Source organism: Rhizobium sp. NFR07 (assembly GCF_900111905.1).
Classification (GTDB): Bacteria; Pseudomonadota; Alphaproteobacteria; order Rhizobiales; family Rhizobiaceae; genus Neorhizobium.
In genome coordinates this window covers 739,134-760,770 of sequence record NZ_FOKM01000001.1, presented here as the reverse complement: position 1 = coordinate 760,770, position 21,637 = coordinate 739,134, and the positions used below count along the sequence as shown (strand labels likewise).

20 protein-coding genes are annotated in these 21,637 nt (G+C 60.4%); 7 read left to right on the top strand and 13 right to left on the bottom strand.

Annotated elements, in window-relative coordinates; all coding sequences use genetic code 11:
- Positions 1-119: 119 nt before the first annotated feature.
- Positions 120-1,058 (top strand): formylglycine-generating enzyme family protein, encoded by a 939-nt coding sequence (locus tag BM216_RS03355; RefSeq protein ID WP_092994830.1) that lies wholly within the window; start codon positions 120-122, stop codon positions 1,056-1,058.
- A gap of 7 nt (positions 1,059-1,065) precedes the next feature.
- On the opposite strand, the gene BM216_RS03350 is transcribed toward BM216_RS03355, so the two are convergent.
- A complete protein-coding gene (locus BM216_RS03350) occupies positions 1,066-1,737 on the bottom strand; it encodes an SDR family oxidoreductase (protein ID WP_092994827.1) in 672 nt (223 codons plus the stop codon).
- A 150-nt stretch (positions 1,738-1,887) separates the two neighbouring features.
- Between BM216_RS03350 and BM216_RS03345 the strand changes: the two genes are divergently transcribed.
- On the top strand, positions 1,888-3,384 hold the full coding sequence (locus BM216_RS03345) for a sulfatase family protein (RefSeq protein ID WP_092994824.1): 1,497 nt from the start codon (positions 1,888-1,890) through the stop codon (positions 3,382-3,384).
- Between the two features lie 9 nt (positions 3,385-3,393).
- On the opposite strand, the gene BM216_RS03340 is transcribed toward BM216_RS03345, so the two are convergent.
- Positions 3,394-4,431, bottom strand: coding sequence for a LacI family DNA-binding transcriptional regulator (locus BM216_RS03340; protein ID WP_092994821.1), 1,038 nt, complete (start codon positions 4,429-4,431; stop codon positions 3,394-3,396).
- 180 nt (positions 4,432-4,611) lie between these two features.
- Here BM216_RS03340 and BM216_RS03335 point away from each other — a divergent pair, with 180 nt between their 5' ends.
- From BM216_RS03335 to BM216_RS03320, 4 genes are all read left to right on the top strand, one after another.
- Positions 4,612-6,048: a sulfatase family protein gene (locus tag BM216_RS03335; RefSeq protein ID WP_092994818.1), complete on the top strand. Its 1,437-nt coding sequence runs from the start codon at positions 4,612-4,614 to the stop codon at positions 6,046-6,048.
- A 113-nt stretch (positions 6,049-6,161) separates the two neighbouring features.
- A complete protein-coding gene (locus BM216_RS03330; protein ID WP_092995129.1) occupies positions 6,162-6,896 on the top strand; it encodes an ABC transporter permease in 735 nt (244 codons plus the stop codon).
- Positions 6,893-7,666, top strand: coding sequence for an ABC transporter ATP-binding protein (locus tag BM216_RS03325; RefSeq protein WP_092994814.1), 774 nt, complete (start codon positions 6,893-6,895; stop codon positions 7,664-7,666). Before BM216_RS03330 ends, BM216_RS03325 begins: the two co-directional genes overlap by 4 nt.
- Positions 7,667-7,705: 39 nt before the next feature.
- A complete protein-coding gene (locus tag BM216_RS03320; RefSeq protein WP_092994811.1) occupies positions 7,706-8,686 on the top strand; it encodes an aliphatic sulfonate ABC transporter substrate-binding protein in 981 nt (326 codons plus the stop codon).
- 281 nt (positions 8,687-8,967) lie between these two features.
- Here BM216_RS03320 and ehuA read toward each other — a convergent pair whose 3' ends face one another.
- The 11 genes from ehuA to BM216_RS03265 form a co-directional block, all read right to left on the bottom strand.
- On the bottom strand, positions 8,968-9,750 hold the full coding sequence (gene ehuA, locus BM216_RS03315; RefSeq protein ID WP_092994808.1) for an ectoine/hydroxyectoine ABC transporter ATP-binding protein EhuA: 783 nt from the start codon (positions 9,748-9,750) through the stop codon (positions 8,968-8,970).
- Positions 9,747-10,439 carry an ectoine/hydroxyectoine ABC transporter permease subunit EhuD gene (gene ehuD / locus BM216_RS03310; protein WP_092994805.1) on the bottom strand — a complete coding sequence of 231 codons (693 nt, stop codon included), beginning with the start codon at positions 10,437-10,439 and terminating at the stop codon, positions 9,747-9,749. Before ehuD ends, ehuA begins: the two co-directional genes overlap by 4 nt.
- A 12-nt stretch (positions 10,440-10,451) precedes the next feature.
- Positions 10,452-11,117, bottom strand: a complete 666-nt coding sequence (gene ehuC / locus BM216_RS03305) for an ectoine/hydroxyectoine ABC transporter permease subunit EhuC (RefSeq protein WP_092994802.1) — start codon at positions 11,115-11,117, stop codon at positions 10,452-10,454.
- A 60-nt stretch (positions 11,118-11,177) separates the two neighbouring features.
- Complete coding sequence (gene ehuB, locus BM216_RS03300) at positions 11,178-12,029, bottom strand: ectoine/hydroxyectoine ABC transporter substrate-binding protein EhuB (RefSeq protein WP_092994799.1); 852 nt, start codon at positions 12,027-12,029, stop codon at positions 11,178-11,180.
- Between the two features lie 61 nt (positions 12,030-12,090).
- The gene (gene doeB / locus BM216_RS03295) at positions 12,091-13,104 is read right to left on the bottom strand and encodes a N(2)-acetyl-L-2,4-diaminobutanoate deacetylase DoeB (protein WP_092994796.1); all 1,014 of its coding nucleotides are present in this window, start codon (positions 13,102-13,104) and stop codon (positions 12,091-12,093) included.
- A 4-nt stretch (positions 13,105-13,108) separates the two neighbouring features.
- The gene (gene doeA / locus BM216_RS03290; protein WP_092994792.1) at positions 13,109-14,287 is read right to left on the bottom strand and encodes an ectoine hydrolase DoeA; all 1,179 of its coding nucleotides are present in this window, start codon (positions 14,285-14,287) and stop codon (positions 13,109-13,111) included.
- Entirely contained in the window at positions 14,284-15,297 is a 1,014-nt protein-coding gene (eutC, locus tag BM216_RS03285; protein WP_092994789.1) for an ectoine utilization protein EutC, read from the bottom strand. Before eutC ends, doeA begins: the two co-directional genes overlap by 4 nt.
- Positions 15,294-16,313: a hydroxyectoine utilization dehydratase EutB gene (eutB, locus tag BM216_RS03280; RefSeq protein WP_177230697.1), complete on the bottom strand. Its 1,020-nt coding sequence runs from the start codon at positions 16,311-16,313 to the stop codon at positions 15,294-15,296. Before eutB ends, eutC begins: the two co-directional genes overlap by 4 nt.
- Positions 16,314-16,380: 67 nt before the next feature.
- The gene (locus BM216_RS03275; RefSeq protein ID WP_092994786.1) at positions 16,381-17,829 is read right to left on the bottom strand and encodes a MocR-like ectoine utilization transcription factor EhuR; all 1,449 of its coding nucleotides are present in this window, start codon (positions 17,827-17,829) and stop codon (positions 16,381-16,383) included.
- 178 nt (positions 17,830-18,007) lie between these two features.
- Entirely contained in the window at positions 18,008-19,411 is a 1,404-nt protein-coding gene (locus BM216_RS03270) for an aspartate aminotransferase family protein (protein ID WP_092995123.1), read from the bottom strand.
- 13 nt (positions 19,412-19,424) lie between these two features.
- Entirely contained in the window at positions 19,425-20,903 is a 1,479-nt protein-coding gene (locus tag BM216_RS03265; RefSeq protein WP_092994783.1) for an NAD-dependent succinate-semialdehyde dehydrogenase, read from the bottom strand.
- Between the two features lie 120 nt (positions 20,904-21,023).
- Here BM216_RS03265 and BM216_RS03260 point away from each other — a divergent pair, with 120 nt between their 5' ends.
- Positions 21,024-21,491 (top strand): Lrp/AsnC family transcriptional regulator, encoded by a 468-nt coding sequence (locus tag BM216_RS03260; protein WP_092994781.1) that lies wholly within the window; start codon positions 21,024-21,026, stop codon positions 21,489-21,491.
- The last annotated feature ends 146 nt before the right edge of the window (positions 21,492-21,637 follow it).

The following is a 21,637-nucleotide window of genomic DNA, read 5'->3' as shown; positions in this document are numbered from 1 at the left end:
TTCCGGCAGGCATCGACGCCACGGCGCCATTTTTCTATCCTCATCCCGACTCGTGCTGCGGAGAACACCGGCGCGCGTCGTCGTTTCAGGGCGCGTTAGGCGCTTTCGGGAAAGCAAGCATGAGCGAATGTTGTTCGGCCGCAAGGCGAGAGGGGCAGGCAGGCAGTCCGCCGAGGGCTTCCAGCTTTCCGGCGACAGGAAGAGTAGCCGAGACGATCTCGGTGAAGGGCGGCGAGACCTTCGTCGGCACCAATGATCCGGTCATCACCGGCGATGGCGAGGGGCCGGAGCGCAAGGTCCTGCTTCAGGATTTCCACCTGGAGGTAGAAACCGTCACCGTACGCCGCTTCGCCGAATTCGTCGAGGCGACCGGCCATATAACGGAATCCGAGCGGTTCGGCATGTCGGCGGTCTTTTCTCCGCTCCTCAAGGATCAGGCAATGGTTACCGGGGGTGTCTCCAATACGCCCTGGTGGACGCGTATCGACGGCGCGACCTGGAAGGAACCGGAAGGGCCGGGCAGCTCAGTCGATGATCGGCTCCACCACCCGGTGACCCATGTCTCCTGGAACGATGCCATGGCCTTTGCCACCTGGGTCGGCGGCCGCCTGCCGACAGAGGCGGAGTGGGAGCACGCCGCGCGCGGCGGCAACCGCCACCGCCGCTATCCTTGGGGCGACGACGAGCCGACCGAGGATCTCGTTTTCTGCAACATCTGGCAGGGGCAGTTCCCCCGGCACAATACACTGAAGGACGGCTATTTCGGTACGGCGCCGGCCCGCAGCTTCGAACCCTCCGAGGCGGGCTTCTACAATCTCTCAGGCAATGTCTGGGAATGGAGCGGCGACGCCTTCAAGGTTCGGTCGCTGTCAAAGGCGGCGAAGATCCGCAACGAGCACGCAAGAAAATCCGCCGACAAGGTGCTGAAGGGCGGCTCGTTTCTCTGCCACAAGAGCTATTGCTACCGCTACCGGATCGCCGCCCGCATGGGTCTTTCGGCCGACAGTGCGTCCAGCAATACCGGTTTCCGGATCGCCTATGACGTCCTGCCGTCGTGAGACTTCGCTACCAGGGAAGGATCTGGCCATTGTAGTTGTAGAAGGTGCCGGTCTGATGCGGGCCGGAATGATCGATGACGTCGCGCATGCACGCGACGCTTTCGGACACGGTCAATCCGCGGCCCGGTTGGGCCGAGACATTGCCGGGATGGATGCCGAGGACGCAGATCTCGCGCGGGCCGAGATCGATGGCGAGGCTCTTCATCACCATATTGAGCCCGGCCTTGCTGGAACGATAGGCGTAGGAACGGCCCGTATTGTTGAGCCCGATCGAGCCCATGCGGCTGGTGATGAACGCGATCACCTTCTGCTCGCTCTGCGCCACGTGTCCGGCGAATGCCTTCGAGATAACGAAGGGCGCGATCAGGTTGACTTCCAGCATGCTGCGCCAGAGCGTCAGATCCGTCTCTTCGAGCGCCGGGTGCGGGCCGGGTATGCCGGCATTGTTGATCAGGACATCGATCGCGACACCATCAAGTTTCGCCGCCAGTTGAAGGACCGCCGTTTCGTCGGTCACGTCGAGCTTGACCGGTTCGACATTGGCACCGAGGCGGTGTGTTTTCCCGAAGGCTTCCGGGTCGAGACAGGTTGCGATCACCCGGTCTCCCCGGGCCGCGTATTGAAGCGTGAATTCCTCGCCGAGGCCGCGGTCGCAGCCGGTAATCAGGACGGTCGCCATCGGTCCTCCATTCATCCGCAGGCACGGCCGGCATCCGCTTGGGGAGCCGCCCGTCGATCTCCTGCTACAGATAATTTGCAGCCGCGCCTAGCGGCGATTTGAGACATAGACAGCCGCACGCCATCGTCGAGACAGAACCGGGAGGAAAGAGTGTCAGACCAGAAAAAGCAGCCGAATATCATCTTCGTCATCACCGACCAGCAGCGGTTCGACACGATCGCAGCCGGCGGCTTTCCCTACATGAAGACCCCGAACCTGGACCGCATGGTGCGGGAAGGCACCTATTTTCGTCAGACCTACGTCACTTCGCCCTCCTGCGCGCCATCACGTGCAAGCCTCTTCACCGGCGTCTATCCGCATACCAACGGTGTCTTCCGCAATGACGAGCCCTGGGCTTTCAGCTGGGTGCAGATGCTGGCCGAGGCCGGTTATCGCTGCGTCAACGTCGGCAAGATGCACACCGCGCCCTTCGAAGATTCCTTCGGCTTTCACGAGCGGCACGTGGTGGAAAACAAGGATCGCGCCACGGCGCGCCTGCCGTTCTATCTCGACCAGTGGGACAAGGCGATCTGGACCCGCGGTTTCGAAAAGCCGAGCCGTGTCACCTACCGGCGGCGCGAGGATTACCGCTCCTCGGTCGGGGCCTTCGTCTGGGATCTCCCGGAGGATCTCCATTCGGACAATTTCGTGCCGGCACTCGCCCGGATGTGGCTCGATACCTATAGCGGCAACGAGCCCTTCTTCCTGCAGATCGGTATTCCGGGCCCGCACCCGCCCTATGACCCGACGCAGGAATATCTCGACATGTATACGGATGCCGCGCTGCCCGAGCCGATCCTGAGTGCCGAGGATATCGACGCCCAGCCGACCGCATTGAAGAAGCTGCGACAGCAGCATCTCGATGTGGATCACGATGCCGTAGTGCATCTTTCGGATCCCACGCCGGAGCAGCTACGGCGCCAGCGGCAGCATTACTTCGCCAACGTCTCGATGATCGACACGCAGATGGGCGAGCTGATCGAGGCGGTCAAGCGGCGCGGCGTGCTCGACGATACGATCATCATCTTCACCTCCGACCATGGCGACAGCCTGAACGACCACGGGCACAGCCAGAAATGGTCGATGTACGAACACAGCGTCCGGGTGCCGGCGATCGTCTGGGCGCCGGGACGCGTGGCCGAGGGCAGGGCGGTCGACGATCTTGTCTCGCTCTTCGATTTCGGCCCGACCATCCTCGAAATGGCAGGCGTGCCTGTTCCGAACTGGATGGAGGCGCAGTCGCTGATGTCCTATCTCAGGGGCGAAGAATGCGAGCCGCGCGAGTTCGTCTTTTCCGAACATGCCGGCGACAGGATCTTCAACGGCAGCGAATTCATGACGATGATCCGCAGCCGGCGCTACAAGCTCGTCCATTTCGTCGACAGCAACGAGGGGCAGTTGTTCGACATGGAGGAGGATCCGACCGAGGTCAGCAACCTCTGGGATGATCCCGCGCATCGCGACACGCGGCGGGAACTGGTCGAGGAAATACTGAAATGGCGCGTCAGGAGTTCGCTCAAGACCCAAGGTTGGACCTTGGCGAGCATCAAATTCGGCGCCAATTCCGGCCGCACACCAGCCAGCAACTCGCGCCAGAACGGCGCCTGATACCTCTCGTCATGGCTTACGGCGTCGGGTGCTGTCGCGTGCGACGAGGTGCCAGTCGACCACCGTCGTCCTGGGCTCGGTACCGTTGATCCGGGCAAAGATCGCATCGGCAGTCAGTCTGCCGATGCGCTCCCTGTCGGGGCGGATGGTCGTCAGCGGCGGTGTGACGCAAGCCGCCGCCTCGTTGTCACCGAAGGCGATGACGCCGATATCCTCCGGCATCCGCTTGCCGCGTTTCGTCAGCGCACGCAGGACGCCGAAGGCGACGACGTCACTGTTGCAGGCCACCGCATCGATCTCCGGATGCCGGTCGAGCAGTTCGAGTGCCAGGCGCTCGCCGAGATCGGGGTTGCCGCCCTGCTGGGCAGTCAGCTTCGCGACCGGCACCAGACCCGCTGCCGCAGCTTCCGTCTCGAAACCGTGCAGACGTTTCTGCGCACGTCGGTCGTTCTCGCGCACGCTGCCGACGAAGGCGAGTTTCCTGTATCCCTGTTCGATCAGGTGGCGGGCCTGCGCGGCCCCGACCTCCTCGTGATCGAAGCCGATGGCGGAATCGATCACCTCACCACCGGTATCCCACATTTCGATGATCGGAATGCCCGAGGCCTTCAGCAGTTCGACCACCTTGGGCGGATGATCGACGCCGATGATGGCGACCGCCGCCGGCCGCCAGCTCAGGATCGAGCGGACGAGCCTCAGTTCCTGATCCGGATTGTAGCGTGTATTCGCCAGCATGACCTGCAGGTCACGATCGAGTAGCGCCGACTGCAGCGTGTCGATGATGCTCGCAAATTCCGAGTAGTAGAGGGAGGTGACCACGACGCCGACAATGTCGGTGCGCGTTCCGGAAAGGCAGCCGGCGAGCCGGTTCGGGACATAGTTCAGCTCTTCCATCGCGACGTTGATGCGCTTGCGCAACTCGGCTCTCACCGTATTGGGCGCACGCAGCGCACGGGAGACGGTATTGACCGATACGCCAACCTGTTGCGCAATGGAGGCAAGCGTCGGCGTCGCCCGCGTCTCCGTGTCATCAATCTCGATCGTCATGAGGCCTACTCTGTCCGAACATCAATAATTCGTCTGGAACCGCAAGAGTGATCGTTGCGTTAACGGTAACTTTGTGCCATCGTTTTGGAAGTGAGGCAAGCGAAAGACGGGAGAATGGGGACTTTCGCTTGGCAAGGGTGACGCCGCTTGACTGATCGGCGGCGTAGAGGAGCAGGATATATGGCTGACAGGCCGAACATCATTTTGATCATGACCGACCAGCAGCGCTATGATTCCATCGCGGCGCTCGGCTTTCCTTACGCCAATACCCCGAACATCGACGCGCTCATCGGAAAAGGTGTGGCGCTGACTAATTGTCATATCACCGCGCCAAGCTGTGTGCCCTCCCGCGCCAGCCTCTTCACCGGCTACTATCCCCATACGACCGGCGTGCTCGCCAATGGCCAGAAGTGGCAGCATACCTGGGTCGAACAGCTACGCGATGCTGGCTATCGCTGCGTCAACGTCGGCAAGATGCACACCATTCCCTACAATTCGGACAGCGGCTTCCACGAGCGTTATGTCGTGGAAAACAAGGACCGCTACATGGAAGGGCGCTGGTATTTCGACGAGTGGGACAAGGCGCTTGCCGCAAACGGCCTCGTCAAACAGCAGCGTGAATCTTACCGCGAGCGCGACGATTATCGCGACCGGCTCGGCTGCTTCGACTGGGAACTGCCGGAAAATCTGCATTCCGACGCTTTCGTCGGCAACATGGCGAAGTGGTGGGTCGATACCTACCCGCCGACGGAGCCGCTGTTCCTGCAGGTAGGCTTCCCTGGGCCGCATCCGCCCTTCGACCCGCCGGCGCGTTATACCGAGCCCTATCTCAAGCGTAACGATCTGCCTCTGCCAAAACCGACCAGGGAAGAACTCGATTCCCTGCATCAGGAACTGAAGGACAAGCGCCAGCACGACGTGGACGTCGATCATGACTCTGTCGTCTGGAGCCTCGATCCGACAGAAGACCAGATGCAACGGCTCTGGGCGCATTATCTCGGCAACGTGACCCTGATCGACGAGAAGGTGGGCGAACTGCTGGAATCGTTGAAGGATCGCGGCTATCTCGATGATGCCATTGTCATCTTCACCTCCGACCACGGCGAATGCCTCGGCGAACACGGGTTGATCCAGAAATGGTCGATGTACGACATCGTCACCCGCGTGCCGACGGTGATCTGGTCGACCGCCAACCGTTTCGAGGGTGGGCGCGAGATCGACGGGCTCTGCCAGCTCTTCGATCTCGGTCCCACCATCCTCGATTATGCCGGCATCACGCCGCCGAAGACGTTTGAAGCGAAGAGCCTGAGGCCCGCGCTTGAAGGCGGGGAGTGGACGCCGCGTACCCATGTTTTCTGCGAGCAGATCGGCGACGTGGCAATGGCCGGCGGGGTTGAATTCATGACCGGCGTGCGCAGCGACAGGTGGAAGCTGGTGCATTTCAAGGGATCGGCCGACGGACAGCTCTTCGACCTGGAAAACGATCCCAAAGAGGTGAAGAATCTCTGGAACGATCCAGCCTGCGAAGACCGTAAACGCGAGCTCCTGGACGTCATGCGCGATTGGCTGATCGAATCCAATTTGAGGACGCGGGACGTCATGGTCGCGGCACGTTGAACCAGACCGAAGTATCGGCCGAATACTCGGGAGGAGTGATCTTGGCAGTTGTCGAAACAGAACATGCACCCGAAGCGACGAGGCAGGCCCCGCTCTTGTCGGGGCCGCTCGGCATGCTGGCGATCAATATCGTCGCGGTCGTCATCGGCGTGATCCTGTGGGGCCTGGTGACGTCCTACGGCGTGGTTGGCCTGCCGACGCCGATGGCAGTCGTCACGCAGGCGGTGATCCAGGCCGAGAGTGGTCTCTTATGGTCCGATGCGTTGGCGAGCCTTGCGCGCGTCTTTACCGGTTTTGCACTCGGTATCATCGTCGCCATACCGGTCGGCTTCCTGATGGGCTGGTACAGGATCGCTCGGGCGATCATCGAGCCCTACGTGCAGTTCTTCCGCACCATCCCGCCGCTGGCCATCATTCCGCTGGCGATCGTGACGATGGGCATCGACGAGATGCCGAAAATCTTCGTCATCTTTCTTGCGTCCTTCCTTTCCAGCGTCGTGGCGACCTATCAAGGCGTCATCAGCGTTGACAGGACGTTGCTCAATGCGGCCCGCGTGCTCGGGGCCAATGATTTCACCATTTTTCGCCGGGTCATCGTGCCGGCTTCGCTACCCTATATCATGGTCGGGGTGCGAATTGGCCTCGGGGCATCGTGGTCGACGGTCGTTGCTGCCGAATTGATCGCGGCGCAATCGGGCCTCGGGTTCCGCATGCAGCAGGCGCAGCTCTATTACGACCTTCCGACCATCTTCGTCAGCCTGATCTCGATCGGAATTCTCGGCCTGATCATGGATCGCATCGTGATGGCGATCGACAGTGTTCTCACCGCCTGGCAGGAGAAACTATGACCCCAAAAATTTCCTTCCGGAATGTGAGGAAGACGTTCGAGATTGCCGGCAACGCGGCATTCACCGCTCTCGAAGGGCTCAATCTCGATATCGAGGACGGCGAGTTCATCACGGTCGTCGGTCCGTCCGGCTGCGGCAAATCGACAGCGATGAATATCGCGGCGGGCCTAACCGCGCCGTCGTCCGGCCAAGTTCTGGTTGACGACGTTTCGGTGACCGGGCCAGGTCCCGAACGGGGTGTGATCTTTCAGCAATACGCGCTTTTTCCCTGGCTGACCGTGCGGGAAAATGTCGAGTTCGGCCTGACGATTTCGGGCAAGTCGAAAGCAGAGCGGCGCCGGATCGCCGATCATTTCATCGACCTGGTCGGGCTGACGGATTTTGCCAACTCGCTGCCGAAGACGCTGTCGGGCGGGATGAAGCAGCGCTGCGCCATCGCGCGCGCCTATGCGGTCAATCCGAAGATTTTGCTCATGGACGAGCCTTTCGGAGCACTCGATGCTTTGACCCGTGTCCAGCTTCAGGATCAGTTGCTGGCGATGTGGAGCAAGGAGCGGCGCACCGTGATGTTCATCACCCATGACGTCGACGAGGCCGTCTATCTGGCAAGCCGCGTCGTCGTGATGGCGGCGCGTCCGGGGCGGCTGCATAAGGTCGTCGATGTCGACCTGCCCTATCCTCGCACCGAGGAAATGCGGCTTTCATCCGAGTTCTCGGAATTACGCAACGAGGTCTGGCGCGCGGTTTATCATCCTGCCGCGGCCGCCTGACCCTGACATTTTCATCAGCCCGTCAAAGGAGGAATGACCATGCTGACGAGACGAAATCTTATGGTGACGAGCGCGACTCTCGCGGGCGCCAGCGTCTTCTCCATCGGTGGCAGGGCCAAAGCTCAGTCGCAGGAGATGAGCATCGGCTATATCGCCGATTTCCCGAATGCCAGCGTGCTCGCCATCGCCGAGGAGCAGAAGCTGTGGGAGGCCGAGGGCATTGAACCCTCGGTGAAGGTCTTCACCAACGGCCCGATCCAGATCCAGGCGATGGGCGCGGGCAGTCTCAACTTCGGCACGATCGGTCCCGGCGCTCTATGGCTGCCGGCAAGCGGCCGCGCCAAGGTGATCGGTGTCAATGACATCGGTTTTTCCGACCGGGTTATCGCGCAGTCCAGCATCGGCACTATGGCCGACCTGAAGGGCAAGAAGGTCGGCGTGCCTCAGGGCACGTCGGGCGACATGATCCTGCGCATGGCGCTGACCAAGGCCGGCATGACGATCAACGACATCCAGATGGTGCCGATGGATCCATCGACCGTCGTCGCCGCCTTCACCTCCAAGCAGATCGATGCAGCCGGCATCTGGTATCCTCTGATCGACACGATCAAACCGCGCGTGCCTGACATGAAAGAACTGGCCTCAAACCAGGATTTTTATCCGCAGACCTCGTTCATCAACACGTTCGTGGCCCGCAACGAGATCGTCGAGCAGGATCCGGAACTGGTGAAGAAATTCCTGCGGGTCATGAAGAAGGCGATGGATTATCGTGCGGCTAATCTTGACCACTCGATCGAGATCACCACGGCCTTCCTTAACGCCCCGAAAGAGGCCACTGAAAAAGTCGCCCGCAGCCGCAAGATGCTGACGTCCCAGGAACTGGACGCCTTTACCAAGGACGGTACCGTCAACAAATGGCTGACCGACTTCAACAAGATGTTCCAGGACTTCGGAACGGTGAAGGAGCCGCTGGCACCGGAGAAATTCTATACCGGCGACCTTTTCATCAACGCTGGGTGATAACCTGCCGAGGTCGCTAGCCGAAATGGGTGATGATTGGCGATGACTGGAAATTGCGCACCAATCATCCGCCAATCCAACTAGGCAAGCCATGACACCGCTGTGCCTCTTCTGCCAAGAGTTGAAACGACGACTATGCAAGGATCACGTGGTCTGGGCAGCGAATGCCACGTTCCACTATGCTCTTGCCGCAGCAAGTTGCATGGTCAGGGCGCGGGTTTGCATCCGATCAGGAACGTCTTCTCTTTCACGGCCCGCACAGTCGCCTCGCTAGTGCCTCATCACGAATTTAAAACCGACGACAGGAATTCGCGTGTCCGCTCCTGTTGCGGCGCACCGAATATTTCCTCCGGCTTTCCCTGCTCGCATATGCGGCCTTTGTCGAAAAAGCAGACACGGTCCGATACCTCGCGGGCAAAGCGCATCTCGTGGGTGACAAGCAGCATTGTGAGATCATGCTCACGTGCCAGGCCGCGGATGACGGAAAGAACTTCCCCAACGAGCTGCGGATCAAGTGCGGATGTCGGCTCGTCGAACAGCAGGACGCGCGGTCGCATGGCAAGCGCACGCGCGATCGCGACGCGTTGCTGCTGGCCGCCGGAAAGCTGTACCGGGTAGTGATCCTTCTTGTCCGCAAGCCCCACCATCTGCAGGAGTTCGATCGCCCGCGCTTCGGCTTCCGCCCGCGCCATTCCCAGCACCCGGACGGGTGCCTCCACCACGTTGCGGAGAACCGTCATATGCGGAAAGAGATTGAAGCTCTGGAAGACCATCCCGACATGATTGCGGATCTGGCGAAGATGTTTTTCCGAAGCATGGAACGGACCTTTGCCACCTTGCTCGTGATAGGACATGTCGCCGAGCGTGAGCTTGCCCTCCTGGAACGGCTCCAGCGTCATCAAAATACGCAGGACCGTCGATTTGCCCGAGCCGGACGGACCGATCAGCGTAACCTTCTCGCCCTTCGCAACGCTGAAATTGAACTGGTCGAGCACGGTCAGGATGCCGAAGCGCTTGGAGACATCGGAAAATTCGATGAGGGTCTGGTTGTTGTTATCGGTCATCGCAAGGGTATTCCTGCTTTCGGGAGAGCTTTCTGCAGCCGGTGGAGGCCCACCGAGCAGATCAGCGTCAGGAGAAGGAAGATCAGGCCGACTAGCGTCAGCGGCACGAGATATTCGAAGGTACGTTCGCCGATCATGTTCGCCAGCCCCATCATCTCGAGCACGGTCACGACGGAGAGAACCGGCGTTTCCTTGATCATGGCGACGAGATAGTTGCCCATGGCCGGCAGGATGCGTGGAATTGCCTGGGGAATAATGATGTCCCGATAGGTCTGCATGCGCGTCAGGTTGAGCGCGGTGGCCGCCTCCCATTGGCCATGATGGACGGCTTCGATACCGCCCCGATAGACCTCGGAGGTATAGGCGGCATATTGCAGGCCTAGCGCCAGCGCACCGGTGAGAAATGCCGGAAGCACGATGCCGAAATCGGGCAGCACGTAATAGAGAAAGAAGAGCTGCACCAGGAGTGGCGTGTCGCGCAGGAACTCGACGATCAAGGCTGTCGGCCAGGAAATGATCTTGATGCGGCTGCGGCGCAGCAGGGCAAAAATCAGACCGAGAACCAGCGCGATGGCAAAGCCGGCGGCAGCGGCCTTCAGGGTGACCGTCAAACCGATCAAAATGATGGGCAGGATCGAGGTCGTGTAGGTGACCCACGTCGTCGTGTCCCATTCGTAACCATACATCATAACCGTAAGCCCTCACGAATGTCGGGTGCGGGGGAAGACGTCGCCGCGTCGCACGAAGCGCTCGATCACCCGGATCACGATCATCAGCACAAGCGACATGGCGAAGTAGCAGAGGAGCGTGATCGAGTAGATGCTGGCGCTATCGAGCGTGATATTGCGGATCGACTGAGCCGCGAAGGTCAGGTCCGCGATGGAGATCAGCGACACGAGCGAGGAGAGTTTTAGCGTCTCGATTGCGAGATTGCCGAAGGCCGGCATCATCTCGACCACCGCTTGCGGCAATGAGATGCGAAACAATGTCTGGAAACGGTTGAAGTTCAGCGCGCGGGCAGCTTCCAGCTGCTGTGTCGAGACGGACGAAAGAGCACCGCGGACGATTTCCGCACCATAACCGCCCGCATGTGCTGCAAGCACCAGAATGCCTGTCGTGATCGGATCGAAGCTCAATCCGACCAGCGGCAATGCGTAATAGAACCAGAAGAGCTGAACGAACAGCGAGGTGCCGCGAAACACTTCCGTGTAACAAAGTGCGATAGCCGACAGGACAGGCCCGCCTTCAACGCGCAGAATGCCGAAGAAGAAGGCGAGTACCGCTCCGACGGCGATCGACGCCAGCGTAATCGTCATGGTGACGACGGCACCTTGCCAGAGCATCGGCAGGTAGGCTGCCCAGTCCATCTGGAAGTCTCCCGAGGTTTGACGAATGGCGCCCGGTCAGGGCCGAGCGCCTTTCTGCCGTTACTTGCCGGCGCAGAGATCGGCGACGTTCTTTTCGGCAGCCGCGGCGATGCTCTGCTCGGACAAGCCGTATTTGGTCAGGATCTTCTTGTAGTCATCCGTCTTGCGGAACTCGACGAGAGCGGCGTTAAAGGCGTCGCGCAGCTCCTTGTCTTCGGGCCGGAAGGCAAAGCCGCCATAGTTGCGGACCGGTGCATCCTTGACGATCGGATCTTCAAACGGCGCGACCTGCTCGACATTGGCCTGACCCTTGGCGAGTTCCGAGACGGTCAGCTCGGTTGCCGCATAGGCGTCGGCGCGACTCTGCACGGTCGGTATCGCATCGGCATTGGCGGGAATGAAGACGATCTGCTCATCCTTGACGCCGACGGCCCGCAGGAAGTCGACATTGTTTGCACCGGAAACGACGGCCACCTTTAGCGACGGATCCTTGGCGATGTCTGCATAGGTGGTCAGGCCCTTCGGATTGCCCTTCTTCACCAGAAGACCTTCACCATAGGACGAGTTCGGCTCGGTGAAGGAGACCTGCTTGCAGCGTTCGGGCGAAATGTTCTGTTCCGCGGCCGCGAAGTCGAAGCGGCGGGCTTTCAGGCCGGGGATCAGCGTGCCGAACGGCGTCACGGTCCAGTTGACTTCCTCGATGCCCATGGACTTCAGCACTGCGTTGGCCACGTCCGGGCCGATGCCGGCGGAGGTGCCGTCAGGCTGCATGTAGGAATAGGGCACTTCGTTGGCTGTCGCGGCGCGGATATAACCCTGCTCCTTGACCTCTTCGACAGTCAGCGCGCTTGCAGACGTGATGCCGATGGTAAGGGCGAGGGCGGAAAGTCCGGCGATTTTGGTCATGCGCATGTGAATACTCCTCTGGTTGGGTTTTCGTGGTCCGTTTTCGGATCTCACGCCGTTGGTCTGGTCAGGTCTTCTCCGTAATCGTTGCGATGACGGAAAGGCAGTCGCCGGTCTTGATGAGGCCGGGCACGTGGCGCGCCGCAAGCATGCCATCCATGGCCGCGCGATATTCGATTGGTGCAAGGCCGGTCTTGCCGACGGGGTACACCCGGGCGATCGTCTCACCCGTTCTGACCGGCTCGCCCAGATCGCGGGCAAAGGCGATGAGCCCGTCGTCCTCTGCAAAAGTGAAACAGTCGCTCGATGGCATGTCCAGCCAGCGTGTCGGTTGAACCTCCGGCGAACCGTTCAAGATACCGGCATGACGCAGGAGATTGAGGCTGCCTTTCCGCGCGATCTCGATCGTTCTTGCGCTGGCGGTGCCGGCCCCGCCGAGTTCGGTCGTGACAAAGACCTTGCCCATCTCTTCGACGGTCGTGTCGAGCATGCCGACAGCATCGATCTCCAGCATCTTCATCGAATAGGGTGCGGCGAAAGCCGCCACGGCCTCAAAGCAGCGCGCCTCGTTGTCCTTGTCCGGCAGTTCGTGTGCTGCGGCGTAAGGCAGGAAGTCGAGCGTCTTGCCGCCTGAATGGAAGTCGAGCACGATATCCGCCAGCGGGATCAGATGGCGCGTGACGTAGTCGGCAATCTTTTCCGTCACCGTACCATCCGGTCGACCAGGGAAACTACGGTTCAGGTTTCCGCGGTCAATCGGCGAGGTGCGAGTACCGGCGCGGAATGCCGGATAGTTGAGCGCCGGTACGATGATGATACGCCCGCTCACCTGCGCGGGATCGAGCATCTGCGCCAGTTCGAAAAGCGCGGCCGGTCCTTCGTACTCGTCGCCGTGGTTGGCGCCGGTGAGAAGGGCAGTCGGGCCTTCGCCACTGGCAATGATGCAGATCGGGATCATCACCGAACCCCAGGCACTGTCATCGCGGCTATAAGGCAGGCGCAGGTGACCGTGCTGGACACCCTTCGCGCCGAAATCGACGGAAGGGGTAATGGGGGAGGGGCGAAGGGCGCTGGTCAGCATGGTCTCAACCCTTCACGAAGAGCTGGCGCGGCACGTTCGACAGGCATTCGACGCCGGTTTCGGTGATCGCGATGCTTTCGGTGATTTCGAGCCCCATGTCCTCCAGCCAAAGGCCGGTCATGAAATGGAAGGTCATGCCGGGCTTCAGCTCGGTGCGGTCGCCCGGGCGCAGGCTCATGGTGCGTTCGCCCCAGTCCGGCGGATAGGAGAGACCGATCGGATAGCCGGTGCGGTTGTCCTTGATGATCCCGTATTTCTTCAAGACGGCGAAGAAGGCATTGGCGATATCTTCGCAGGTATTGCCCGGCCTGGCGGCAGAGAGCCCCGCTTCCATGCCTTCGAGCGTTGCCTTTTCCGCATCGAGAAAAGCCTGCGTCGGCTTGCCGAGAAATACGGTGCGCGACAGCGGGCAGTGATAGCGCTTATAGGCCCCGGCAATCTCGAAAAACGTGCCTTCGCCGGAGCGCATCGGTTTGTCGTCCCATGTCAAATGCGGGGCGGAAGCATCGGCTCCCGACGGCAGAAGCGGGACGATCGCCGGATAGTCACCGCCGAACTCGGGCGTGCCGCGAATACCCGCATCGTAGATCTCGGCGACGAGATCGCATTTGCGCATGCCGGGTTCGACGACGTCGACGATGCGCTTGTGCATCAGTTCGACGATCTTGCCGGCCCGGCGCATATAATCGAGCTCGGTCGGACTTTTGACCGCACGCTGCCAGTTGACGAGACCTGCCGCATCCTTGAAACGGGCATTGGGCAGATGTTTCTGTAGCGAGGCGAAGGCTGCGGCCGAGAAATAGTAATTGTCCATCTCGACGCCGACCGTGAGACCGGACCATTTGCGCTCATCGATGATCTGCGAAAGCAGATCCATTGGGTGACGTTCGGTCGACTGGACGTAGTGGTCCGGGTAGCCGATGATATTGTCGTGGTCGAGATAGGCGGTACGCTTGGCGCCATTGGCGTCCTGTTTGCGGCCGTACCAGATCGGCTCGCCGCTCGGCGGTACCAGCACGCATTGATGCACATAGAAGGACCAGCCATCATAGCCGGTGAGCCAATGCATATTGGACGGATCGGTGACGATCAGGAGATCGATCCCGGCTTTCTCCATCGCATGGCGGGTTTTGGACAGGCGCTCGGCATATTCCTCGCGCGCAAAGTTCAGCGTTACACTCACGCTGCATCTCCCATTTTTCTGTCGTTCTCGATGGTCTGGCCGCTTCCCGCATCTCTTGCGCGGGTGACGGCCAGATTGGCGATGGCGGTATCCTGCACGCCGGTGCCCGTGAGGTCGGCGAAGGTGATTTCTTCTGCGTTTGTTCGCCCCTTCGCCTTGCCGGCGATGACGGCTCCAAGCTCGGTGAATTGCTGATCCGGCTTCGCTGCCCCCGCCGTGATGGCATGGTGCAACTCGCCGAGAATGCGGGTCTGGGTGATGCGATCGGCGACGTAGGTCGCACGCGCAAAGACGGCCGGATCGATCTCGTTCTTATGTTCGGCATCCGATCCCATCGCGGTCAGGTGCTGGCCGGGTTCAAGCCATTCCGCCATCAGGATCGGTTTTTCGGCAGGTGTCGTAGTGACAACGATGTCGGCCCCACGCATGGCTTCCTGCGGATCGGCCATGGCGATAACCTCGATGCCGTGCTCAAGGGCGAAATCGCCGGCAAGCTTCTGCGCCTTGGCATGATCGCGCGCCCATATGCGCGCCGACCTTATCGGCCGCACAAGCATCAGCGCCTCAAGCTGCAACCTCGCCTGCATGCCGGCACCGAAGATCGTGGCGACGGAAGCGTCTTCACGTGACAGATGTCTGGCAGCGACCGCACCGGCTGCGGCCGTGCGCACGTCGGTGAGATAACCATTGTCGAGAAGAAGGGCTTCGACCAATCCGGTCCTCGAACTGAAGAGGATCATCAGTCCGTTGAGGCTCGGCAGGCCGAGTGCCGGATTGTCGAAGAAGCCGGGGCTGACTTTTATGGCAAAGCCATCAAAGCCCGGTACATAGGCGGTCTTCACATCCACTTCGCCGCGGAATTCGGGGATGTCCAGCCGAAGGATCGGCGGCATGGCAACGGCTTTGGTGGCGAGCGCCGCAAAGGCCTGTTCGACGCACTCGACTGCCGACAGGTCGAGGCTGACGATAGGACGCAGGTCTTTTTCGGTCAGGATGCTGATATGGCTCATGCGGCGGCTCCGTCGACGATTTTCCGATGGCTCGCCGGGTCGATATTGCTGCCCGATAGAATGATGGCGGTGGGGCCTGAGAGGCGAACCTTTCCGGCCAAAATGGCGGCGATGCCGACCGTACCCGCGCCTTCAACGATCTCGCCTTCTTCATGCGCCGCATGACGCATGCCGGCGGCAATTTCGTCTTCGGTCAGCAGGACGACTTCATCGAGGAGATCACGGCAAAGCGCAAAGGTGACCTGGTTTTTGAGCCCGATGCCACCGCCCAGCGAATCCGCCAGTGTTTCCTCCTCGCGGATCGAAACGGGCTTACCGGCTGCGATGGCAGCATGCATGGCTGCCCCGCGCTCCATCGAGATGCCGATGATGCGCGCTTGCGGCTTCAAAGCCTTGACGGCAACGGCAATGCCGCCCGCCAGGCCGCCTCCGGAGAGGGGAACAAGCACGGTTGCCAAATCGGGCAGTTCCTCGACAATTTCGAGGCCGATCGTGCCCTGGCCTGCAACGACATCCACATCATCGAAAGGCGGGATAGGCGTGAGGCTGCGGCTTTGAACTAGGCGCTCCACCTCTTCCTGTGCATCGTCCTGCGAGGTGCCGACGATACGGATTTCCGCATCGAGTGCGCGGATCGCCTCAACCTTGTTGGTGGGCACGAGCGATGACATGCAGATCGTTGCCGGCACGCCCAGTTCGCGGGCGGCATAGGCGACGGCGCGGCCGTGATTGCCCGTCGAGGCGGTCACGAGACCCCGCCTGCGTGCCGCCTCATCCAGCGACAGGATAGCGTTCATTGCGCCGCGTAGCTTGAAGGCGCCGACAGGCTGACGTGTTTCGAGCTTCAGATGAACCGGCTGACCGGTAAGCCCGGAGAGAGAACTGGAGCGGACGAGCGGCGTGCGCGTCACGCGGCCGACGATGCGCGCCGCAGCCTGCTCGATGTCCGCCAGCGTGACTGGCAGCATCATCTTTTCGGCTGATCTGGACAGGATTTCGCTCTTCATGATTGTCATGTTGAGAGCGAAGTAAAATCATGTCAATTATTATATTGTAATGATTCAATGATTGTCGGGATATGCATCAGCCGATCGAACCGATGTCATAGACGGGAGGCAATTGCTCGAAGACCTGACGGACGGTTGTCAGCGCCTTGGTGAGGGTTGCATGGTTGAGGCGTCCACCCAGGCATATACGGATGCCACCGCCATGGCCCGGCCCGGCGATGAAGGGTTCCGATGGCGTGACAGCAACATTCTGATTGGTGAGCGAGCGGACCAGCCCCTCTTCGCTCCAGTGCGGAGGAACCTTCAGCCAGGCGCAAAGCGCGAGCGGATGACTGGAGGCGATGTGGTCGCCAAGAATTTCCGTGGCTATCATTTGGCGCGCACGAGCCTCCTCGCGCTGGATTTCGAGCAGCCGCTGCGCGGTACCGTTTTCCACCCAGCGCGTAGCGATTTCGCCCGTGAGATAGGTGCCGCTCCAGCTCGATACGCGCAGGATCGAGGCGGCGCGGATGGAATAGGCGGGCGGCACGACGAGATAGCCGACGCGCAATCCTGTCAGCACCGTCTTGGTAAAACTGGTGACGAAGAAGCCGAGATCAGGCAGCATCTCGGTGATCGAAGGCAGGTCCTCCTCTATCATCGGGCGATAGACCTCGTCCTCAATGACAAAAATGCCATGGCGCTTCGCAATCGCGGCTATTTCGCGCCTGCGCGCGGCGCCTGCAACATGACCGGTCGGATTGTTGAGCGTCGGGATAAGTGCCAACGCCCGCACACCGCCGGCCGAGCAGGCGGCCTCAAGCGCATCCGGCAAAATGCCTTCCTCGTCGGTGGACAATCCCTTGAGGCTGAAGCCGAGTATGTTGGAGAGCCCGATAATGCCGTGATCGGTGAGGTTTTCGCACAAGACGACGTCGCCAGAGCGGACGACGCAGCTCAACGCGAGAAAAATGCCGTGGGCTGCACCATTGGTGACGAGGATACGCTCAGCACCGGCGGTGACGCCCAGCATACGCAACCATATGCGCGCCGTCTCGCGATGACGGTCGAGACCGGCAATCGGACGGCAGGGACGCATGAAGCTCGCATTATCGCCGTCCGCCAGTTCACGAAGGATCTCACGCGAGGCATTTTCATGGGCGTCGAGATAAACGCCGCGAATGATCGAAAGGTCGAGCACCTCATTGGGACTATGATCGAGCATCATGCGTCCGGCGCGGTCCGTCACGCGTGCCTTGACGAATGTCCCGCGGCCGATCTCGCCGCTCAGATAGCCGAGCCGTTCCGCCTCCTTGTAGGAGAGGCTGACTGTCTGGACGGATAGGCCGAGCTCGCGCGCCAGATCGCGATGCGTCGGCATACGGTCCATCGGTTTGAGCACACCGGCATCGATATCGGCGATAATGCGCCCGGTGAGTGCTGCGTGCTTCGTCTCCCCCTTCTGCTTGGTCAGGCTCGGTTGCCACGCCACCGGTTTGGTTGCGGGAACCGGATCAGGCGCGAATGAATTGGCTTGACGACGCATGAAATTGTCTCGTTTTTGAAGCGGTAATTTCATGACATTATGCACGCTTCGCCGAAAAGATGAAGCGTTATGCATTTGAGGCAGCGATTGCACTGTAAATAGGCGCAATCGCTGCGATTTTGCTCGGAACGCAAACATCAAGCCGGCAAGCTAATCCGGCTTGGCAGATGCGCTTGGGTCAGATCTTTTCGCCAGCCTGGACCAGCTCGTCCATGACGGAACGGACTGCGGCTTCGGCGATGGCGACGATCTCGTCGACCTCTTCCTTCGTCGTGACGAGTGGTGGTGCAAAACCCAGAATGTCGCCGTGCGGCATGGCGCGGGCGATAAGACCACGGCTGCGGGCAGCCTTCGAGACACGCGCACCGACAGTAAGTCCTGGGGCGAAGCGCAGTTTCTTTTCGCGGTCGGCAACGAATTCGATCGCCCCCATCAGGCCGACACCACGTACTTCGCCGACAATGGGAAGCTGAGCGAATTTCGCCTTCAGCTGCTCCTGGAAATAGTTGCCGACGTCGCGAGCATTGCCCGGCAGATCCTCCTTCTCGACGATGTCGAGAACGGCGTTGGCCGCCGCAGCACCGATCGGGTGGCCGGAATAGGTATATCCGTGCGAGAAGGCCCCGACACGGTCGGCCCCTTCCTCCATGACCTTGTAGACCTTTTCGCCGACGATTGCGCCCGACAGCGGGAAATAGGCCGAGGTCAGGCCCTTGGCGACGGTGATCAGGTCCGGCTCTATGCCGTAGTGCTGCGATCCGAACATCGAGCCGGTACGCCCGAAACCAGTTATGACTTCATCGGCAATCAGCAGAATGTCGTATTTCCTGAGGACCTTCTGCACTTCCTCCCAATAACCCTGCGGCGGGGGCGTGATTCCGCCAGTCCCCAGCACTGGCTCGGCGATAAAGGCGCCGATCGTATCGGGGTCCTCGCGCAGGATCAGGGCTTCGAGCTCGTCGGCGCGGCGCCTGGAAAATTCGAGTTCCGTCTCGCCGGCCTCCGCACCCCAGTAATGATGCGGTGCGCCGGTATGCAGGATGCCTGCGCGCGGGAGGTCCATATGGTCATGGTAGAAGCTCATGCCGGTCATGGAGCCGGAGACGACGCTGCAGCCATGATAACCGCGCTCGCGGGAGATGATCTTCTTCTTGTTCGGCTTGCCGCGCAGGTTGCTGTAGTACCAGACGAGCTTCGCTTGCGTCTCGTTGGCATCGGAGCCGGACATGCCGTAGAACACCTTGCTCATCTTGCCCGGTGCCATCTTCACCAGGCGATCGGAGAGGATGGCCAGTTCGTCCGTCGTGTGGGCGGCATAGGAATGGTAATAGGCGAGGCGATAGGCCTGGCGCGAAATGGCCTCGGCAACCTCGGTTCGGCCATAGCCGACATTGACGCAGTAGAGACCGGCAAAACCGTCGATCAACTGTTTGCCGTTCGCATCCTGAATGCGGATACCCTTGCCGGTTTCGACGATCGTCGGATCGCCCATCTTACCGCTGGCAAAATCCTTGAGCTGGGTGAACGGATGCAGGACCGCATTGCGATCCATTTCTGCGATCCGGTTGATGTCGATGGTCATGGCAGAATTCCTTTCATGCAGCGAGATTGCCGAAACAGACATATTTTGCTTCGAGATATTCAAGGAGGCCGTGGCGCGACCCTTCGCGGCCAAGGCCGGATTGCTTCCAGCCGCCGAAGGGGATCGGCGCGCCGGTGAATTTTGGCGTGTTGACGGCGATCATGCCATATTCGAGCCGGTCGGTGAGACGCATCGCGCGGCCGAGATCGTTGGTATAGACATAGGCGGCCAGCGCCATTTCGCTGGCGTTGGCGCGCACAAGCACTTCCTGCTCGTCATCGAATGGCAGGATCGCCGCGACCGGCCCGAAGGTTTCCTCGCGGGCGATCAGCATGTCGTCGGTGACATCGGCAAGCACCGTCGGCGTAACGAAATTGCCGCCGAGCGGGCTATCCTGTCCGCCGCAGACGAGACGCGCGCCAGCCGAAAGAGCCTGGGCAATCTGCTGGCGGCATTTCTCGGCGACAGAGGGGCGCGTCATTGGCCCGATATCTATCCCGGGTTCAAGACCGTGACCGACCGTGAGTTCGGCACTTGCCTTGCCGAACTGATCGACGAAACTCTCATAGATACCGCGCTGGACATAGATCCGGTTGGCGGCAAGGCAATCCTGCCCCGACGTCGCGAATTTTGCGCCGATGCACCCCTTCACGGCTTTCGAAAGCTCGGCATCGCCGAACAGGATGAAAGGCGCGTGGCCACCGAGTTCCAGCGAAGCCTTCTTGATGGTGGCTGCCGATTGCGTAAGCAGAATACGCCCCACTTCTGTGGAGCCGGTAAAGGAAAATGCACGCACATCGGTGTGTTCCAAGAGGTGGCGCGCAAGTGGCGCGGCTTTACCGGTAATGACCTGGAATACGCCGGCGGGCATGCCCGCCTCTTGCGCAAGCTTCGCCAGAGCGAGCGCCGAAAGCGGTGTTTCAGGCGCGGGCTTGACGATCATGGTGCAGCCGGCGGCAAGCGCCGCTCCCGCCTTGCGGGTGATCATGGCAGAGGGAAAGTTCCACGGCGTGATGGCAACGGTGACGCCCAACGGCTGCATCTGCACCGAAAGACGGCTGCCGGGCAGGTGGCTCGGGATCGTCTCGCCATAGGCGCGCTCACCCTCGCCGGCAAACCAATCGAGGAAATTGGCGGCATAGGCAATCTCGCCAAGCGATTCTAAGAGCGGCTTGCCCTGTTCGACCGTCATGATGATGGCGAGATCCTGCGCATTGTCGCGCATCAACTTGCCCCATCCACGCAGGATCTGACCGCGTTCGGCAGGCAGCTTGTCTCGCCAATCGAGAAAGGCTTTTTTCGCAGCATCTACGGCAACGTTGGCGTCCTCAAGCGAGCAGGCCGCCACACTTTCGATGTCTTCTCCGGTTGCCGGATCAATGATACTCAGCCTCTCATCACGAGCAACCCATCTGCCACCGAGAAAGGCGCGGCTCTCGATCAAATCGGGTCGCTGCAGGTTTTTCAGTGCAGCGCGGGCAATACCTTTCATGCAAAGCTCCAAGTGGGTTTACAGAGAGACTAGCCGCGCGCAATGATCGGTTGGCTGCGTTGATTTCATCTTCAGCGCAGGAATTACGCTTACATTTAATACTTGACGCAGGATTTCTGCATGAGAACTCTCGATAGAGCGGACAGGGCGCTGCTTGATGCCGTTCAGAAAAACAATCGTCTGACGTCTGAAGAGTTGGCGAAGCTCGTCAATCTCTCACCGACGGCATGTCAGCGGCGATTGAAGCGGCTGCGCGAGGAGGGGGTGATCGAAGCGGACGTGTCCATCGTCTCACCCAAGGCAGTCGGACGCGGTATCACCATGATCGTGCTGGTCTCGCTGGAGCGCGAACGGGCCGATATCGTCGATCGGTTCAAGGCAGCGATCCGCGCTACCAAGGAAGTGATGATTGGCTATTACGTCACGGGGGATGCCGATTTCATTCTTGTTATCACGGCGAAGGACATGGAGGACTACGAGTCCTTTACGCGTCGCTTCTTTTACGAGAACCACGATATCAAAGGCTTCAAGACAATGGTTGTCATGGACCGGGTCAAAGCTGGATTTGCATTTCCGATAGAAGCTTGATTTCGGCATCTGGTGCGGCGAAGAACCTTGGAGCAATAATGCTGCCGAAGCTTCAGACCTCATCAAGAACAATATGGTTGAAGCGGTCAGTTAGCGGCCGTGGAAGACATCATAGCGGGTTAAGAAGAAAGCCTGCTGGAAATATC

Coding starts and splice junctions, on each gene's coding strand:
- ehuA (WP_092994808.1), bottom strand. CDS start 9,750: ATGACCGATAACAACAACCAGACCCTCATCGAATTTTCCGATGTCTCC.
- doeB (WP_092994796.1), bottom strand. CDS start 13,104: ATGCTGACCAGCGCCCTTCGCCCCTCCCCCATTACCCCTTCCGTCGAT.
- BM216_RS03335 (WP_092994818.1), top strand. CDS start 4,612: ATGGCTGACAGGCCGAACATCATTTTGATCATGACCGACCAGCAGCGC.
- BM216_RS03355 (WP_092994830.1), top strand. CDS start 120: ATGAGCGAATGTTGTTCGGCCGCAAGGCGAGAGGGGCAGGCAGGCAGT.
- BM216_RS03260 (WP_092994781.1), top strand. CDS start 21,024: ATGAGAACTCTCGATAGAGCGGACAGGGCGCTGCTTGATGCCGTTCAG.
- ehuB (WP_092994799.1), bottom strand. CDS start 12,029: ATGCGCATGACCAAAATCGCCGGACTTTCCGCCCTCGCCCTTACCATC.
- BM216_RS03265 (WP_092994783.1), bottom strand. CDS start 20,903: ATGAAAGGTATTGCCCGCGCTGCACTGAAAAACCTGCAGCGACCCGAT.
- BM216_RS03275 (WP_092994786.1), bottom strand. CDS start 17,829: ATGCGTCGTCAAGCCAATTCATTCGCGCCTGATCCGGTTCCCGCAACC.
- ehuD (WP_092994805.1), bottom strand. CDS start 10,439: ATGATGTATGGTTACGAATGGGACACGACGACGTGGGTCACCTACACG.
- BM216_RS03270 (WP_092995123.1), bottom strand. CDS start 19,411: ATGACCATCGACATCAACCGGATCGCAGAAATGGATCGCAATGCGGTC.
- eutB (WP_177230697.1), bottom strand. CDS start 16,313: ATGACAATCATGAAGAGCGAAATCCTGTCCAGATCAGCCGAAAAGATG.
- BM216_RS03350 (WP_092994827.1), bottom strand. CDS start 1,737: ATGGCGACCGTCCTGATTACCGGCTGCGACCGCGGCCTCGGCGAGGAA.
- BM216_RS03325 (WP_092994814.1), top strand. CDS start 6,893: ATGACCCCAAAAATTTCCTTCCGGAATGTGAGGAAGACGTTCGAGATT.
- ehuC (WP_092994802.1), bottom strand. CDS start 11,117: ATGGACTGGGCAGCCTACCTGCCGATGCTCTGGCAAGGTGCCGTCGTC.
- BM216_RS03320 (WP_092994811.1), top strand. CDS start 7,706: ATGCTGACGAGACGAAATCTTATGGTGACGAGCGCGACTCTCGCGGGC.
- BM216_RS03340 (WP_092994821.1), bottom strand. CDS start 4,431: ATGACGATCGAGATTGATGACACGGAGACGCGGGCGACGCCGACGCTT.
- BM216_RS03330 (WP_092995129.1), top strand. CDS start 6,162: ATGCTGGCGATCAATATCGTCGCGGTCGTCATCGGCGTGATCCTGTGG.
- eutC (WP_092994789.1), bottom strand. CDS start 15,297: ATGAGCCATATCAGCATCCTGACCGAAAAAGACCTGCGTCCTATCGTC.